Source organism: Sphingobium xenophagum (assembly GCF_031457465.1).
In the GTDB taxonomy this organism is placed as follows: domain Bacteria; phylum Pseudomonadota; class Alphaproteobacteria; order Sphingomonadales; family Sphingomonadaceae; genus Sphingobium; species Sphingobium xenophagum_A.
In genome coordinates this window covers 223,344-240,393 of sequence record NZ_JAVDWV010000004.1, presented here as the reverse complement: position 1 = coordinate 240,393, position 17,050 = coordinate 223,344, and the positions used below count along the sequence as shown (strand labels likewise).

Annotated in this window: 15 protein-coding genes and 1 pseudogene; 11 read left to right on the top strand and 5 right to left on the bottom strand. The window is 60.0% G+C overall.

Annotated features, from left to right (window positions below; all coding sequences use genetic code 11):
- Positions 1-36: 36 nt before the first annotated feature.
- A pseudogene (locus J2W40_RS05675) lies at positions 37-1,042 on the top strand (IS3 family transposase).
- A 259-nt stretch (positions 1,043-1,301) separates the two neighbouring features.
- Here J2W40_RS05675 and J2W40_RS05665 read toward each other — a convergent pair.
- The 4 genes from J2W40_RS05665 to J2W40_RS05650 all read right to left on the bottom strand — a co-directional run bounded on the left by J2W40_RS05665 (position 1,302) and on the right by J2W40_RS05650 (position 4,917).
- Entirely contained in the window at positions 1,302-1,961 is a 660-nt protein-coding gene (locus tag J2W40_RS05665; protein ID WP_310222546.1) for a TetR/AcrR family transcriptional regulator, read from the bottom strand.
- Positions 1,954-2,190: a hypothetical protein gene (locus J2W40_RS05660; RefSeq protein WP_310222544.1), complete on the bottom strand. Its 237-nt coding sequence runs from the start codon at positions 2,188-2,190 to the stop codon at positions 1,954-1,956. The genes J2W40_RS05665 and J2W40_RS05660 overlap by 8 nt, the downstream gene beginning before the upstream one ends.
- A gap of 394 nt (positions 2,191-2,584) precedes the next feature.
- Positions 2,585-4,549, bottom strand: coding sequence for an alpha-L-fucosidase (locus J2W40_RS05655; RefSeq protein WP_310222542.1), 1,965 nt, complete (start codon positions 4,547-4,549; stop codon positions 2,585-2,587).
- A gap of 200 nt (positions 4,550-4,749) precedes the next feature.
- Positions 4,750-4,917 (bottom strand): hypothetical protein, encoded by a 168-nt coding sequence (locus tag J2W40_RS05650; protein ID WP_310222540.1) that lies wholly within the window; start codon positions 4,915-4,917, stop codon positions 4,750-4,752.
- Positions 4,918-4,931: 14 nt separating this feature from the next.
- Between J2W40_RS05650 and J2W40_RS05645 the strand changes: the two genes are divergently transcribed.
- The 10 genes from J2W40_RS05645 to J2W40_RS05600 all read left to right on the top strand — a co-directional run bounded on the left by J2W40_RS05645 (position 4,932) and on the right by J2W40_RS05600 (position 15,878).
- Positions 4,932-5,309: an L-rhamnose mutarotase gene (locus tag J2W40_RS05645; protein WP_310222538.1), complete on the top strand. Its 378-nt coding sequence runs from the start codon at positions 4,932-4,934 to the stop codon at positions 5,307-5,309.
- 114 nt (positions 5,310-5,423) lie between these two features.
- On the top strand, positions 5,424-8,192 hold the full coding sequence (locus J2W40_RS05640) for a TonB-dependent receptor (protein WP_310222536.1): 2,769 nt from the start codon (positions 5,424-5,426) through the stop codon (positions 8,190-8,192).
- A gap of 208 nt (positions 8,193-8,400) precedes the next feature.
- The gene (gene fucP, locus J2W40_RS05635) at positions 8,401-9,705 is read left to right on the top strand and encodes an L-fucose:H+ symporter permease (protein ID WP_310222534.1); all 1,305 of its coding nucleotides are present in this window, start codon (positions 8,401-8,403) and stop codon (positions 9,703-9,705) included.
- Positions 9,706-9,728: 23 nt separating this feature from the next.
- Positions 9,729-10,460: an SDR family oxidoreductase gene (locus J2W40_RS05630; protein ID WP_310222532.1), complete on the top strand. Its 732-nt coding sequence runs from the start codon at positions 9,729-9,731 to the stop codon at positions 10,458-10,460.
- A gap of 6 nt (positions 10,461-10,466) precedes the next feature.
- A complete protein-coding gene (gene lldD, locus J2W40_RS05625) occupies positions 10,467-11,615 on the top strand; it encodes an FMN-dependent L-lactate dehydrogenase LldD (RefSeq protein WP_310222609.1) in 1,149 nt (382 codons plus the stop codon).
- Positions 11,612-12,466, top strand: coding sequence for a fumarylacetoacetate hydrolase family protein (locus tag J2W40_RS05620; protein ID WP_310222530.1), 855 nt, complete (start codon positions 11,612-11,614; stop codon positions 12,464-12,466). Before lldD ends, J2W40_RS05620 begins: the two co-directional genes overlap by 4 nt.
- 1 nt (position 12,467) lies before the next feature.
- Entirely contained in the window at positions 12,468-13,346 is an 879-nt protein-coding gene (locus J2W40_RS05615) for an amidohydrolase family protein (protein ID WP_310222528.1), read from the top strand.
- Positions 13,343-14,383: an aldo/keto reductase gene (locus J2W40_RS05610; protein WP_310222526.1), complete on the top strand. Its 1,041-nt coding sequence runs from the start codon at positions 13,343-13,345 to the stop codon at positions 14,381-14,383. Before J2W40_RS05615 ends, J2W40_RS05610 begins: the two co-directional genes overlap by 4 nt.
- On the top strand, positions 14,380-14,679 hold the full coding sequence (locus J2W40_RS05605) for a UxaA family hydrolase (RefSeq protein WP_310222524.1): 300 nt from the start codon (positions 14,380-14,382) through the stop codon (positions 14,677-14,679). Before J2W40_RS05610 ends, J2W40_RS05605 begins: the two co-directional genes overlap by 4 nt.
- Complete coding sequence (locus J2W40_RS05600; RefSeq protein WP_310222522.1) at positions 14,676-15,878, top strand: UxaA family hydrolase; 1,203 nt, start codon at positions 14,676-14,678, stop codon at positions 15,876-15,878. The genes J2W40_RS05605 and J2W40_RS05600 overlap by 4 nt, the downstream gene beginning before the upstream one ends.
- Positions 15,879-15,921: 43 nt before the next feature.
- Here J2W40_RS05600 and J2W40_RS05595 read toward each other — a convergent pair whose 3' ends face one another.
- Positions 15,922-16,956 carry a LacI family DNA-binding transcriptional regulator gene (locus tag J2W40_RS05595; RefSeq protein ID WP_310222520.1) on the bottom strand — a complete coding sequence of 345 codons (1,035 nt, stop codon included), beginning with the start codon at positions 16,954-16,956 and terminating at the stop codon, positions 15,922-15,924.
- Between the last annotated feature and the right edge of the window lie 94 nt (positions 16,957-17,050).

Below are 17,050 nucleotides of genomic sequence, written 5' to 3'. Positions count from 1 at the left end.
TTTGAGTAGAGTCCGCCTCGAAGGAGTCGGACGATAATGAAGCGCAGCAGGTTCAGCGAAGAGCAGATCATCGCGATTTTGAAGGAGCAGGAAGCCGGGATGGTGACGGCGGACGTGTGCCGCCGCCATGGGATCAGCTCAGCGACATTCTACAAGTACAAAGCCAAGTTCGGCGGCCTTGAGGTGTCGGAAGCGCGGCGGTTACGCGCGCTCGAGGACGAGAATGCGAAGCTGAAGAAGCTTCTGGCCGAAGCGATGCTCGACAATGTGGTGCTGAAGGATCTGGCATCAAAAAAATGGTAACGCCCGGCGCGAAGCGGGAAGCCGTCGCCCATGCCCGTGAGCATCACGGGCTGAGCGAGCGTCGGGCGTGCAGTCTGGTTGGCGTGAGCCGGCGGGTGATCCGCTATCAGCCGGCAGGGTTGATGATGCGCCCTTGCGGGCGCGTCTGCGTGAGCTGGCGGCGGAGCGCCGCCGGTTCGGCTATCGGCGCCTCGGTTATCTGCTGGCGCGCGAGGGCATGACGCCCAACCACAAGAAGCTGCTGCGGATCTATCGCGAGGAGAACCTGCGGGTCCGGCGCCGCGGCGGCCGCAAGCGGGCGCTAGGCACCAGGTCGCCGATGGTGCTGCCGGATGGACCAAACCAGCGCGGGTCGCTGGACTTCGTCTCTGACACGCTGACGTGCAACCGTCGCTTCCGCATCCTGTGCGTGGTCGATGACTACACGCGGGAATGCCTGGCGTTGGTGGCCGACACGTCGCTGTCGGGCGTGCGGGTCGCGCGCGAACTGACGCTGCTGATCGGGATGCGCGGCAAGCCGCATACGGTGGTCAGCGACAACGGGACCGAGTTGACCTCGTCAGCAATCCTGCGCTGGTCGCAGGAGCGGCGGGTCGAGTGGCACTACATCGCGCCGGGCAAGCCGATGCAGAACGGCTTCGTCGAGAGCTTCAACGGTCGCTTGCGCGACGAATGCCTCATTCACATCGCTGGCGCATGCCCGGTTCGTGCTCGATGCCTGGCGGCACAATTACAATAACGTCAGGCCACACTCGAAACTGGGCGGGAAGACCCCCGCCGAGATCGCCGGCCAACGTGTCTGGGGGCATGCCCCCAGACACGTTGCCATCCCATCAAACAGCCATCATGAAGGAGCCGGACTCTACCTCTGAGTGGTAACAATCAGGGGAGCACGTCAACATCTATATTGATCATTTGAACAACACTATCTATTAAGAAGCTGGAAACCGGGGGATTGCTGCACCCGCCCGTAATTATCCATCCGTGGGCAACGATATTCAGGGCTCTCGGAAAAAAAGCCGTTCGCAATATATAACGTGCCTTTCTACAAACGCCGGATCGAACGGGGATTCACCCATTGTATGCTCGACATCAGCACCGTGCATGAAGGCTCGAGCAGCGGCTCCCATGAAAAGAAAATGAAGGTGATATGGATCGCCTTCGACATATCTCTTTTCACTCTGCGCTATTCGGATCAGGTCAGTCGTGATTTTCATGTCGGCACCAAACACGCGATCAATGAGCCAGACCAGCCGTGTCGATGGATGGCCGACTTCATGCGATGTCAACCAGTGGAGTTCGGGGCGCGTTGCACACATTTCTATGAAATTGCGATGCAGTCCGCGTAATGTGGTGACAGCATCACAGCCTTTTAATTCGTCGAGCTTCTTTTGGAACCCTTCGTGGAAAATATCGGCGGCGTTCTCAATAACGGCTTCCCAGACACCGAGCTTTGTCTGGAAGTGGTAGATTACCAGGCCATGCTGCACCTCTGCACGTTGCGCGATCGACCGTGTGGTCACGCCGTCAAAGCCGGCGGACGCAAACTCAGTCGTGGCAGCCTGCAGAATTTTATGTCGGGTATCCTTGGCGCGCCCCTGCCGTCGCCGCACCTTGACGATCTCGATCTCTTCGATCGCCTCATTTTGTTCAATCAAACTGTTGGCCTCCAGAAATGGACAATATGTAACGCGAGCTAGCACGAGCGCATACACGATTTATCGTTTCAGGTAATCGCGCTTTGCACGACATGCACTGAGTGCTGCGCTCGTTCTGCGCGCCCTTGTCGGGAAGATCCAGGCGATCACCGATGACCAGATACAGCGCGTTCGGCTCAGGCAGCGGTTGCCCGAATATTTTGCCGCGTTGCGCAAGGGCTTGAGCCATCGTCGAACCCTGCCCAATGCCTACTGATTAATACCAACCTGCATTGATCGCGACCCACGCGCCCATTTGCGGCGTCCGATTGTCATGATGCGCCAGGGCTGATCGATCAGCCTGTTCCAGGCTTCGCAGCAAAGATCGACGATGTTGTCGTGGGACGTGAAGATGCGGTTGGTATCAATCAATGAGTCCTGACCCTAGGTTCCCGTCACTTTGGGCGCCCAAAGCAGGTCTCTGGCAGCGAGTCTGGCGCTGCCGGCTGATCAGGAGGTGGTGGAATTAGGGCCGCTTGGCACTGTGCTGATCGCCAACCAAAGGCGGATCGGTCGGGTGGCGGCGCGCGCGGTTGCCGCGCGCCGCTTCGCCACAGATAAGACCCTTATTGGCGTTCAGGCATTCACTGCCTTGCAGTGTTTTCCAGACCGGCAATCGGCATCGGTTCCAATCGCAGCGCGGTGATCTTGACGCTAGCGGCGGTGCCGTTGCCAGTGAGCGGTCGGACAGTGATCGCCTGCGCGCCGCCGCCCAATATGATCGTGCCAATGTCCTGCCGGCGATAACGGGGGTCGAGTGCGCCCCAGAACTGGCGGCGATCGGTACGGCCCTTCACTTCGCGTTCGCCGGTATAGTGCGCCTCGAACGAATAGCGCGCGTCGCCGACACCAATTTCCCATTCGCTAAAATCTGCGGTCGAGTTGACGGAATATTCGACACGTAGCTTGTAGATGCCGGGCTGTTGCACCTGCGCGGTCCATGTCGCCAAGGATCCAGGCGTCCACCCTGTCAGACTGTTTGCGGCCTTCCACTCGCCGAAGCGTTCCATCCAGCCGACCGGCGTGAACGTGCACCCGTTGCACTTGGCGCGCTCAGCGATCAGCGTCGATGGCGTTTCGGCGGCGATGATATCGGCGTCCTTCACCCTATAGTCGCCATCCATGTCGAGCGCGACAACCGGCACAAGCGCATCCGGCCGACGGTCAGGCAGGGTGATGCGCGTCCAGTCGCCGTCCTGCGTGACGGCAAGACTCGCTCCACCGTCGAGCAGGCGTGCGCTGCGCACTTTGCCCTGGAGGCCATAGAGGGCCACCGAATGCGTACCGCCAACCGGCCAATCGAAAACGTGCAGGTACAGGCCATTCTGGCCGGTTGTCACGTCGCCCCATGGCTGAGCGATGCTCCAGGGCGACCGTTGCGCGCCATAGATTGTTTCGCCATTCCGTTTGAGCCAGTCGCCGACTTCGGTCAGGGCAGCCTGAGGAATATCCGGGAAGCTGCCGTCTGCCCGCGGCCCCATGTTAATCATGTAAGTGCCGCCGCGCGCCGTGGTCAATATCAGGCGATGCAGCAGTTCCTGGGGCGACTTCCAATTATAATCGGTAACCGAATAGCCCCAGGAATCGTTGGTCGTATCGACCGCTTCCCAGACGCCGGGGGGACTGACGCGCGGCACTTCGTTATCGCCATAGGTGGAATAGTCGCCAACGCCGTTGCCGATTCGGCTGTTAATCAATGCCTGTGGCTGGTATTTTTTGACAAGATCGACCAGTTGACGGGAATATTTTTCGCCCATCGTGCCGGGCGTGTCGAACCAAACGACCGAAATCGGACCGTAATTGCGCAGAAGTTCGCGAACCTGTGGCAATGCCTTGTGCTGAAAATAGGCGTCGAACGAGTTTTTTTGTGCGGGATCGTCCCACGCGACCGCGGCCGAGCCCTGTTCGCGCCAATCTTGATATTGCGAATAATAGAAGCCGAAGCGGATGCCTGCTTTGTAACACGCTTGGGCCAGTTCCTTGAGCGGGTCGCGCTTGTAGGGCGTGCCATCGACGATGTTAAATGTATCGACCTTCGACTTGAACATGGCAAAGCCGTCATGATGCTTGGCCGTGATGACGATATTCTTCACACCAGCGCGCTTGAAGAACGCGACCCACGCGTCTGCATCGAAGGATTGGGGATCGAACTGGTTCGCAAGGGTGGCGTAATCGTTCTTGCTGACACCAGCCATGGCCGGGTGCATCAGCCATTCGGCGATGCCGTAATATTTCTTGCCGTTCCATGTGCTCGCCGCCTGCGAGAACAGGCCCCAATGGATGAACATGGCATAGCGGTCTTGGGTGAACCAGGCGGTACGTGGATCGCTGGCCTTTTGGGCGGCGGCGGCGCGACTGCCCCACAAGTCGTTCATCGTGCGCGGCTGCTGTTTATCCGGCGCGGTTGTCTTTCCAGCGTCGGCCGTTGCAATTGGCCCCGCCCGCTCTTTGGCGTGTAACGCCGTGCCAAGTCCAGCCATCAATGCTAGCGCCATCCCGTAGCGTGCGCATGATTGCAGGCCATTATTACACTCCGTCGTCGATGTCATATCCGCCTCCATTGACTGTTATCTATCGCGCTGGTGAGAGTTGATCGCATATATGCATATGTCAAGGGTCTGGGCACCTCCGTCGCCCAATGGGCTTGCGCCAAAAGTGGGATAGGGCTGGCACTGTCTGAGCGCGATTGAAGGTTGTTTCAGCGAGGGCCGTGCATAGCAGAGCCCTGAAATACGTCCCAACATCACGATTACTTCATTAATTCGGCAATCTGTTCGGCCTTACCCTTTACGGCGCCGACGATGGCTTGGGCGGGGTGCATCAATCTCACGTCCTCGCCCGTCGCAAAAGAGTTGGCGCGCTTTGCACTTAATGATAATGCAATATCATGCGTGCAATGGCGGGCGATGTCGGTCATCAAATCGCGTGCAAATGGGAGGGGAAGAAACAATGCCGCAACGCGTTTGCTTCGCGCTTGATCTGGTCGATGATGCCGAATTGATCGCAGCCTATGAGCGCGCGCACGCGCCAGGCGCTGCGTGGCCGGAGGTCATGCAGGGGATCAGGGCAAAGGGCTTCCTCGATATGGAAATCTGGCGCGTGGCCGATCGTTTATTCATGGTTGCTACCGTAGCTGATGACTTCCCACGCATGATAAGTGCAGCCGAGCGGGAGATTGATGCGCGTTGGGAATCGGAAATGGACCGGTTCCAAGTTCCGCTGCAATCCAGTGACAGAGGGCAAAAATGGGCCCCAATGAAGCGGATATTTTCGCTTTCAGAACAAAGCGATCAGCCAAATGAGAGTTGAGTTGCGCATATAAACATCTATTGACAGTGTCGCATATGATATCTAGATATCGTATGCGACACATGAAGATCGCGTGCCAAAATGCGTGATTGATGCATCTAAGGGGAGAATGTTGTGAAGAAGGGTTGGTTACTGATTTCCGCTTGCTCGTTGGTCGGAATGGGTCCGGTTAACGCGCTTGCGCAGGCGTCAGATCAGGCGGCGATGCCGACCGCTGGTGCCGCGCAGCAGGGCGGTGAAGTAGGTGCGACGAGTGAGGGTGATATCGTCGTCACGGGCATTCGCGCGAGCCTGGCATCTGCGGTCAGCATCAAGCGCAACGCCAGTGCCATTGTCGACTCGATTTCCGCAGAAGATATCGGCGATTTCCCCGATGCTAATCTCGCCGAATCCCTGCAGCGCATCACTGGCGTGCAGATCACGCGTAGCCGTGGCGAAGGCTCGCAGGCCAGCATCCGTGGTCTCGATCCTGCGTTCAATCAGGTCAACATGAACGGGCGCACCGTCCCGTCAGCCTCATCGGGTAATCGGTCGTTCGACTTTACGATCCTGTCCAGCGACCTGGTCAACGGTATCGATGTCTACAAGTCGCCAACTGCCGACCTGACCGAAGGCGGCTTGGCCGGTTCGATCAACGTGCGATCGCTGCGCGGACAGGACGTGCGTGAAACGCGCTTCGTTATTGATGCCGAGGGTATCTACGAACAGAATGCCGACAAGTTTGGGCCGCACGTTTCCGGTTTGTTTGCCACGCGGCTGTTCGATGATCGCGTCGGCCTGGTCATTGGTGGCGACTATTCGAAGCGTAAGTTGCAGGTTTACCGGTATGAAGCCTTCGGTTTGGAGCCAGCAACGGAAAATGCCCGTGCGCCGGCCCAATTCCAAGATTACAACCGCGACGGCGACAATAACGACTCTTTTCTGATAAACCACGCTGCCAATTACGGCGTCGATTATGGTGACCGCACCCGCAAGACGGGCTTGGTTTCTTTGTCATTCGACGTAACGCCTACTTTCACAATTTGGGGCGAGGGGCTGTATTCGGAGTTCCGTAACGACACCGCGCTGGCGCTCAATTCCTTCCGGTTCACCAATAACTCGATCAACAATTCCGTCCGAAATTCGACGATCGACGACAATGGCATCGTCACGCTGCTCGACATGGACGGCGTAGATAATCGCAACAACTCGCGCGGCACGAACCAGCGTGATCAATTGCAATCCTTTGCCGCCGGTGGCGACATCAAGACGGACACCGCCAAAATCCATTTCGAGGGTTCCTATGGCAAGTCGGTCAGCAAGATCACCGCCTTGTCGTTGGAAGTGATTGGCCGGGCGAGTGCGGCGCAAAATCTGGCCACGGACCCCGACGGTCCCGCCAATCTGACGATCATGCGAGGCTATGATCCGTTGAACGCCAGCAACTTCAATGCGTTGGGCGTAAACGGCCTGTATAATTCGCCGACCCGCGATACGGTTTGGGAAGCAAAGGTCGATGGAACGTGGAACGTGGAGCGCGGCTTTTTGAGGTCACTGAGTAGCGGTCTCTATTATCAAAACCGCACCCGTGCATTTACCCAAGTTGTGCTGTCGGTAAACGCCGAGCAACTGGCGCCTTTGGCCGGTGTGCCCTATTCGGCAGGCGTGGAGGGTGGCTCTTTCAATGCGGCCCAGTTTATGACCGCGTTCAACTACCCCGACATGCTGCGTAACTATGACGGCGCATCGACCTTTCCGACACAGTTTCTCAACTCTGATCTCAGCAAACTATATGACAAGGTTCCCCTCGACACGCTCCTGAGCCGTTTCGGCACGCAGACCGATCTGGCATCGACATATAGCGTCAAAGAGAAGTCGATGGCAGCCTATGTTCGTGCGGACTTTGCCGATGCGAATGAAAGGTTCAGGGGCAATGTCGGCGTCCGTTATATTAATACGGTATCGGCATCGAGCGGTTTCTCGGCTGATCTTGATACGGTGTCCATTGATCTGGCCGGTTCGCGCACGATCGTGGGTCGCACCGCGCCTGTGACGGTCAAGAACGACTATCAATATGTCCTGCCGAGCCTGAACGCGTCTTTTAGTGTCAGCGACAATTTCCTCGTCCGTTTTGCGGCAGCGCGGGTTCTGTCGCGTCCGTCGCTGTCCAATCTGGCACCGGCGATTTCGATCAACGCCAACGTCAGGACGATCAGTGGCGGCAACCCGCTGTTGAAGCCTTATACCTCGGACCAGCTTGACCTGTCGCTCGAATATTATTTGTCGGGTGGCGGCCTGATATCTGTCGCTGGTTTTTACAAGGACCTCAAAAACTTTGTCGTCAGCTCGACAGGTACGCGAACGATTAATCTGACGACTGTACAGGGCAATGTCACGACACCGACGGCGTTCACGACATTCCAACCGGCCAATGGCGGCAAATCGAAGGTCAAAGGCTTTGAGGTGTCGTACCAGCAGCCGTTCACCTTCTTGCCATCGCCGTTTGACGGTTTTGGCACGATACTGAACTACACCTATGTGTCGGCTGATGATCTGCCCTATGCGGAGGGTGGTCCACTACTGCCCCTGCCAGGCGTCTCGAAGAATAATTATAATATCGTGCTTTATTACGAAAAGGGTCCGTTCAGCATTCGTGGGGCGTATAATTATCGCGACAAGTTTGTCGTCGATCCCGCAAGCTTCTTTGGCGATGGCCAATTCACCAATGCCTTCCGCCAATTGGACCTGACGACCAGCCTTAAAGTGACCGAAAACATTCAGGTTCACGCGGAGGCGCTCAATCTGCTCGGTGAATCGCAGGTCAACGTGAACCGTTTTGGTATCAACCGAGGTTTTGAAGACTATGGACGTCGCTTTACGGCAGGTGTTCGCTTCCAACTATAGGGAGCGCTAAATCTCCCCGGCAGGCGGGGACGCCGACGGTATGCTGCCGGTTTCCCCGCCTGTTCACAACAATACTCTAGAGCGATGTTCGAATTTGCCTGATTACTGATTTAAGATGGCATTGCTGCCCGGTGACGCGCCTCGATAGGTGATGGATCTAACAACAGTCGCGGCGAATATCTTAAGTGCCTAAAGCGGAGAGAATGTGATGGCTTTATCGCCCATGATTAATAGCGACAGCATAGCTCGCCCCGTCAAGGACACGGACGGAAATCGCTACGTCGCCGCGCTGATCATCACCGTGTGCCTGTTCTTTCTCTGGGGCATGGCCAATAATCTGAACGACATCCTAATCGCGCAGTTCCGGAAGGCGTTTGCGCTGTCGGATTTCGGCACCAGCTTTGTGCAACAGGTTTTCTATTTCGGTTATTTTCTGGTCGCCATCCCCGCGGCGGCGGTGATGCGCCGGTATGGCTATAAGGCGGCCATTGTCCTGGGCCTGACCTTATATGGTTGTGGGGCCCTCCTTTTCTATCCGGCGGCGATGGTCGGGGTATATCAGTTATTCCTGCTCGCATTGTTCGTCATCGCGTGTGGACTGGCCTTTCTGGAAACCTCGGCTAATCCCTTGATGACCGAATTAGGCGACCCACGCAGCGCCGCCCGTCGGCTTAACTGGGCGCAGGCCGCCAACCCGCTGGGCGCGATCACGGGCATTCTGGTCGGACGCAACTTTATCCTGTCCGGCATCGAACATGACGAGCGCAGCCTGGCGACAATGGCGCCCGCAGCGCGCGACGCTTTCTATCGCGCTGAAGTGCAGGCGGTCGTCTTGCCCTATGTGGCGATCGCGGTCGTTGTGCTGCTGTTTGCTGTCGCGGCGGCGCTTGTGCAGTTCCCGCGCGGCAATGCTGAAAATGATGGACCGGATGTGCCGAGCGGGCGCTTCACAGATGTTTTCCGTCGTCCGCGATTGATGTTCGCGGTTGTGGCACAATTCTTCTACGTCGGCGCGCAAGTCGGCCTGTGGAGCTATACCATTCGGTATGCGCAAGAGAATGCAGGCATGGGCGAGCGGGGCGGCGCCGATGCGCTGTTCGTCTCTTTGATATTGTTCGCGGCCGGGCGTTTCCTGGGCACCGCATTGATGTCGCGGCTGGCACCGGTCATGTTGCTCGCTATCTTCTCTGCCTTTTCGGTAGCGCTCGCCGCTATTGCAGGAACGGTCGGCGGTACAATTGGCCTCTATGCGCTGGTTGTGTCCAGCCTGTTCATGTCGATCCAGTTTCCGACCATTTTCGCGCTGGGCGTGGAGGGGCTGGGTCCCTTACGCAAAGCCGGATCGTCCCTGATCGTCATGGCGATCATCGGTGGCGCCGCGCTGACTGCGCTGATGGGCTGGGTCTCGGACCGCGCCAGCATCACCCATGCCATGCTTGTGCCTGCGGCCTGTTTTGCTGCGGTATTCTTCTTTGCTCTTTATGCTCGCGGGTCAAGCGTTCGGGCGCACTGAACTGTTGAAAGGACTATGTTGAAGTGAACAGATTGGACGGCAAGCGCGCCATCGTGACGGGCGCGGGCCAGGGCATTGGCCGGGCTGCGGCGGAATTGTTCGCGGCGGAGGGCGCGGAGGTTCTGGCGCTGGATCGCAACGGGGATGCGTTGGCCGGGCTGGCAGGCTGCACGCCCCATATCATCGACCTGACCGACCCGCAGGCGATTGCGGCGTTCGGTGTGGAAGCAGGCGGCGTGGACATATTGTTCAACTGCGCAGGCTATGTCGATGCCGGGACGCTGCTCGATACGAAGGACAGCGGTTATGCTCTGTCGTTCGACCTCAACGTTCATTCCATTACCCATATGCTGACCGCGCTGCTGCCCGCGATGATCGCGGGCGGTGGCGGGTCGATCATCAACATGTCGTCGGTCGCGGGCGCAGTTATCGGTGTCGGCAACCGCTACGCCTATTGCGCGTCAAAGGCGGCAGTGGCGGGGATCACACGCTCGGTCGCGCTCGATTATGTCGGCCAGGGTATTCGCTGCAACGCGATTTGCCCCGGCACGGTGCAATCGCCCTCGCTCGACGAGCGTTTGGCCGCGACGGGCGATGAGGCAGCGGCGCGCGCGGCGTTCATCGCGCGTCAACCGATGGGTCGCTTGGGCAGCGCCGAGGAAGTCGCTGCGCTGGCGTTGTATCTGGCGTCGGACGAAAGCGCCTACACCACCGGGCAGTTGCACGTCATCGACGGCGGCTGGTGCATGGCCTGATCCATGGTGACGATCGCCTCCACCCTCGATTTTCGCGACGCGGCGCGGGCGCGGCTGCCGCGTTTCCTGTTCGATTATGCGGACGGGGGTGCCTATGCTGAACGGACTTTGCATCGCAATGTCGCCGATCTGGGCGATATCGCACTGCGCCAGCGAGTGTTGCAGGACGTGGCGGAGGTCGACCTGTCGACAACCCTGTTCGGGCGCAAAATGCCGCTGCCGGTGGCGCTCGCACCGATCGGGATTGGCGGCATGTATCGGCGACGTGGCGAAACGCAGGCCGCGCGTGCGGCCCATGCACGCGGCCTGCCTTTTACACTGTCCACCGTCGCGCTGTGCGGGATGGACGAAGTGCGCCAGGCGACGCCGGGACCACTTTGGTTCCAGCTTTATGTCCTGCGCGACCGCGGCTTTATGCGGGAATTGATCGCCAAGGCGAAGGCGGTGGGTGCCGAGGCACTGGTGTTCACGGTGGACATGCCGGTGCCGGGCGCGCGCTATCGCGATGCGCATTCGGGCATGTCGGGTCCACGCGCACCGCTGCGCCGCGTGTTGCAGGCGATGGGTAAGCCGGGATGGGCATGGGATGTGGGGCTGCGCGGCCGACCGCACAAACTCGGCAATCTAGAGCCGGTGCTCGGCAATGCCAGCGGCATGAACGACTATATGGGCTGGCTTGGCGCCAATTTTGATGCGTCGATTCAGTGGCGTGACCTGGACTGGATCCGCTCCGCCTGGGACCGCCCGCTGATCATCAAGGGCATATTGGATCCCGAAGATGCGCGCGCGGCGGCTGATGTCGGGGCGCAGGGGATCGTCGTGTCCAACCATGGTGGTCGGCAGCTTGACGGTGTGCTGTCGAGCGCCCGCGCCTTGCCCGCGATCGCCGATGCGGTGGGTGACCGGCTGACCGTGCTGGCCGATTCCGGCGTGCGTTCGGGCCTGGACGTTGTGCGGATGCTGGCGCTGGGCGCGCAGGGCGTGCTGCTGGGGCGCGCCTGGCTCTATGCCATGGCGGCGCGCGGGGAGGCGGGCGTCGCCTTGCTGCTCGACCTGATCGAAAAGGAAATGCGCGTCGCCATGACGCTGACCGGCGTCAATGCCGTGTCGAAGATCGACCGTTCCATCCTCGCTTCCACAAAGGATATCCTATGAAACTTTGCCGCTTTGGCCCGTCCGGGCAGGAACAGCCCGGCCTGATCGACGCACAGGGCCGCCTGCGCGCGCTCGCGGGCCATGCCGACATCACGCCCGACATGCTGGCCCCCGATGCGCTGGCCAGGCTCGCCGCAATCGACCCCGCCACGTTGCCGCTGGTCGAAGGCGATGTGCGCTATGGCGTGCCGGTGTCGGGCACGCGCCAATTCATCGCGATCGGCCTCAACTATGCCGATCATGCTGCGGAATCGAACCTGCCGATCCCGCAAGAGCCCGTGGTGTTCAACAAATGGGTCAGTTGCCTGCAAGGGCCGAACGATCCGGTGGTCATCCCGCGCGATTCGATCAAGACCGACTGGGAAGTCGAACTGGGCGTCGTGATCGGAACGCGCGCAGAATATGTCGCGGAAGCCGATGCGCTGGCCCATGTGGCGGGATATTGCGTGATCAACGACGTGTCCGAGCGCGCGTGGCAGATGGAGCGTGGCGCGACATGGGACAAGGGCAAGGGGTTCCCGACCTTTGGCCCCGTCGGCCCGTGGCTGGTGACCGCCGACGAGGTGGGCGACCCGCAGGCGCTGACCCTATGGCTCGACGTCAATGGCAAGCGCGTCCAGGACGGCAGCACGAAAACGATGATTTTCACCGTCGCGCAGATCATCGCTTATTGTTCGCAATTCATGACGCTGGAGCCGGGCGACATTATCACCACCGGAACGCCGCCGGGCGTTGGCTTTGGCCAGAAGCCTGAACCCTGGTATCTCAAGGCCGGTGATGTCGTGACTTTGGGCATCGAGAAGCTGGGCGAACAGCGGCAGGACTTCGTTGCCTGGGCACCGCGCGGCTGACATGACCCGTCCGCCGTTCATTGACGCGCATCTGCACCTGTGGGATCGGGATCTTTTGCGTTATCCTTGGCTCGACGCGCCGGATAACGCGCCGATCGCCGCCAGCTACAGCGTTGCGGATCATCGCGCGCTGACGGCGGCGTGGAATCTGGTCAGCGCGGTGCATGTCGAAGCGGGCGCGCATCCCGATGACGGCGAGCGGGAAACCGACTGGCTGAACGCGGTGGCTGACGAGCATGCGCTGCCCAACGCGATTATCGCGCGTGTCGCACTCGATGCGCCCGATGCTGCGGCGATACTCGAACGGCAGGCCGCGCGGCCGCGCGTCCGCGGCGTCCGCCACCTCATAAACTGGCATCCCGACGCCGACCGGCAGGCCTATCCACGCGACCTGACGATGGATAGCGCCTGGCGGCGCGGGTTCGGGATGCTGGCCGGTCATGGGTTAAGTTATGATTTTCACGGCTTTCCGCCACAGCTTGCCGGCCTCGCGGAAACCGCTGCGTTGCATCCGCGCGTGCCGGTGATCATCAACCATCTGGGGCTGCCGATCCTGGCCGACGGCCTTGCCCAGTGGCGCGCAGGCCTCACGGCCCTGGCGGCGATGCCGCAGGTAGCGATCAAGCTGTCGGGCGCCGGTTTCGTTCAATCGCCCTTCGATCCGGCGGCCTTTGCCGATATCGTCCACGAAGTGATCGCCCTGTTCGGCACGCAGCGCGTGATGGTCGCCACCAATTTCCCCACCGACCGGCTGTTCGCCACATTGGACGAGACGTTGTCTGCCTATGAGGCACTGTTGGTCGATCTTTCTGACGACGACAGCGCGGACCTGTGGGGTCGCAACGCCAACCGCATCTATCGACTGGATCTGAAGCTGTGACCCTCATTCCCCACCGCCCGATCGGCCGCACTGGCCTCAGCGTTCCCGAACTCGGCTTTGGCGCTGCCTCACTCGGCAATCTCTACCACCCTGTGCCCGACGCAGACGCGCGCGCCGCGATTGACGCGGCGCTGGATGCAGGCCTGGGCTATGTCGATACCGCGCCGCATTATGGTCGTGGACTGTCCGAGCGGCGCGTGGGCGATGCACTACGGGGACGGGGCGACACCGTCATTTCCACCAAGGTCGGGCGGTTGATGGACCCCGATCCGTCGATCATCGACGATCGAGAGCGAGACGGCTTTCGCTCGCCGATGCCGTTCCGGATGCGCTACGATTATAGCTATGATGGCATTTTGCGTAGCCACGAACATAGTTTGCAACGGCTGGGACTGGGCAAGGTCGACCTGCTCTACATCCATGACATCGGTCGCTACACCCATGGCGACGCAGCCGATGGCTATTGGCAGCAGCTAACCTCAGGCGGCGGCCTGAAGGCGCTGGAAAAGCTACGTGATGAAGGGGCGATCGCCGGTTTTGGCGTTGGCGTCAACGAGATCCAGGTTTGCCTCGACGTAATGCAGGAGGCACGGCTCGATGCGATCCTGCTCGCCGGCCGCTACACGTTGCTCGAACAGGACGCGCTCGACGCGCTGTTCCCCGTGTGCATGGCGGCGGGCACGTCGATTGTCATCGGCGGCCCGTATAATAGCGGCATCCTTGCCACCGGGACTCGGCGCGGAGGGACGATCCATTATGATTACGGCCCCGCGCCTGAGGATGTGCTGATTCACGTTCGAGGGATCGAATCTGTCGCAGACCGGCATGGCGTCAGGCTTCCCGCCGCTGCGCTGGCTTTCGTGTTGGCGCATCCGCTGGTAGCCAGCGTCATTCCCGGTATCGGCAGTGCAGATCGGGTCGCGCAAACCGTCGATCTTTACGGCGAGGCGATTCCGGCCGCATTCTGGAGTGAATTGCGCAGCGAAGGTCTGTTGCGTCTGGACGCGCCCGTACCCGCACCCGAGACAGCCGCATGATCGCCGCTGCGATCCGATTGTCGCCTAGCGACAATGTCGCCGTCGCATGTCGCGACCTGGCGGCAGGCGAAACCATCGATCTGGAGGGGGCGGTGCTCCCGATCACTGAGCATATCAGTCTCGGCCATAAGATCGCTGTCCTACCCTTGAAAGTCGCCAACAGGATCATCAAATATGGTATGCCGATCGGATCCGCGACGGCGGATGTCCCTGCCGGGGGTTGGGTACACATCCATAATATGCAGAGCGACTATATCCCGGCGCACCAGCGTGACGCGGCAGGAGATCATTCATGAACGACGTAGCGATGACCGGCTGGCTGCGACCCGATGGACGCAAGGGCATTCGGGATGCGATCGTGGTAGTTTACCTGGTTGAATGTGCCCATCATGTGGCTCGGCGCATCGTTGATAAGATGGATGATCCGCGTATCCAGTTGATCGGCTTCCCCGGTTGCTACCCTAATGATTATGCGCTGGCGATGATGAAATCGCTGACGACGCATCCCAATGTCGGAGGCGTGGTGCTGATGTCGCTTGGCTGCGAAAGCTTCAATCGTGAGGCACTGGCCGCCAATGCGCGCGAACATGGTCGCCCGGTCGAGACAGTCGTCATCCAACAAGCGGGCGGAACTGGCCCGGCAATCGCCACGGGAATTGCTGCTGTCGAGCGTGTGCGCGCGGCGGCGGACGCCCAAGCGCAGCGCGTGCCGATGGCGATGTCCGAACTGGTGATCGGTACTATCTGCGGCGGGTCCGATGGGACGAGCGGTATTACCGGCAATCCAGCGGTAGGACGCGCATTCGACACGCTGATCGACGCGGGGGCGTCCTGCGTGTTTGAAGAAACCGGCGAAATGATCGGGTGTGAAGGCCATATGGCCAGTCGTGCCGCGTCGCCCGAAGTGGCAGACGCTTTGATCGCTTCCGTTCACAAGGCTGAGGTCTATTATCGCGCTATGGGCTATGGCAGCTTTGCGCCGGGCAATGCCGAGGGTGGGTTGTCGAGCCAGGAAGAAAAATCGGCAGGCGCCTATGCCAAGTCGGGCAGCCGCCCGATCGACGGCGTGATTAACCCGGCGGAGCCGGTTCCTGGACCTGGCCTATATCTGCTCGACGTCGTTCCACCGGGAGACCCCAAATTCGGCTTCCCCAACATCGTTGACAATGCCGAAATCGGTGAGCTGATCGCCAGCGGCGCGCACATCAACCTGTTCGTGACAGGGCGGGGGTCGGTCGTGGGGTCCGCGATTTCGCCGGTTATCAAGATTAGCGCGAATCCTGACACTTATCGTCGGATGGAAGGCGACATGGACGTCGATGCCGGTCGTATATTGGAGGGCCGCGGCACGTTGGACGACGTCGGCGCAGAAATCGTCGATCTGATCATCGCCGTCGCTAATGGAGCGCAAACCAAATCCGAAGCGCTGGGACATTGTGAATTCGTGCTGACCTACAAAGCATCGGCATCGCCGCTGCGGGCTGAGTGCCGATAATGAGCGACGTGGCGCGGCGGTTAGGCGTGATCGTCGCGCCCGTTCATCCCGAAGGTGGTGCGGTCGATTCGCGGATGGCGAGCATATAGTCGAGGTGGGTCGCGCTTTTTGCTGGGGCATCTCCTCCACGCGCCAGCATGATACCCAGCGTCGCCGCCTCCGACGCTATCCTTGCCCCCGGATGGCGAACGGTCGTGAGGGCAGGCCAGATCTTCACCGCAATGGGGGTATCATCGAAACCCGCGACCGATAGGTCGTGCGGGACATCCAGCCCCTGCCGATGCGCCAGTGACGTAACGGCCGCTGCCACATCGTCGTTGCTGGCGAAAATGGCGGTGGGCCGGGGGGCAAGGCTCAACAGCGTGTGCGCGGCATCCAGCCCGGATTCGAAACTCATATCGCCATCAGCGATCAGTTCGGGGCGTATGGCGATACCGGCCTCTTGCAACGCGGCGATATAGCCATCCCGGCGCGTCCTGCTGATCAGATGATGCTCGGCGCCGCGAATGAAGCCGATATCCTTATGGCCCAGGCTGATAAGATAGCGCGTCATGTCGCGCGCCGCCGCGAAGTCGTCGATGCGGATGCAATATTCGTCAGTCAGATCGTCGCCGGGGGAAAGCGCCACGATCGGCACCGGCGCATCCTTGGTCAGGCCACGGCTATTGGCGATCTCGCAATAGGGCGGGGCGATCAGGATGGCATTCGCACCATTGCTGATAAGGGTCTGAATACCCGCCGCCACTTCCCCGGCGTCGCCCACTTCAAGCGGCTGCAACAAGAGTTGCGCACCCATGCGGTTGGTCGTTTCCAGACTGCCGATCAAAATCGAACTGAGAAACGCATTTTCGATGTTGCGATACATCAGACCGATTCGGGTCATGCCGGACCCCGCCAGCGACTTGGCCGCGGGGTTGAGAGAATAGTTAAGCGTCTTGACGGCGTCCATCACTGCCTGCCGCGTGCTTTCGCGCACTTTGTGCCGGTTGTTGAGCACATTCGACACGCTCATGGGCGACACGCCTGCGAGTTCGGCGACGGTCTTGATGGTGATCGTCTTGCTCGGCCGTCTTGTCATCTTTTTCCCAAACCCATACTCTTCCATAGCTTAACGCGCCCGCGCTTCAATCCATGAATTGCCTGCACGGGCGCACCCTGTGTCGGAAAAGCGA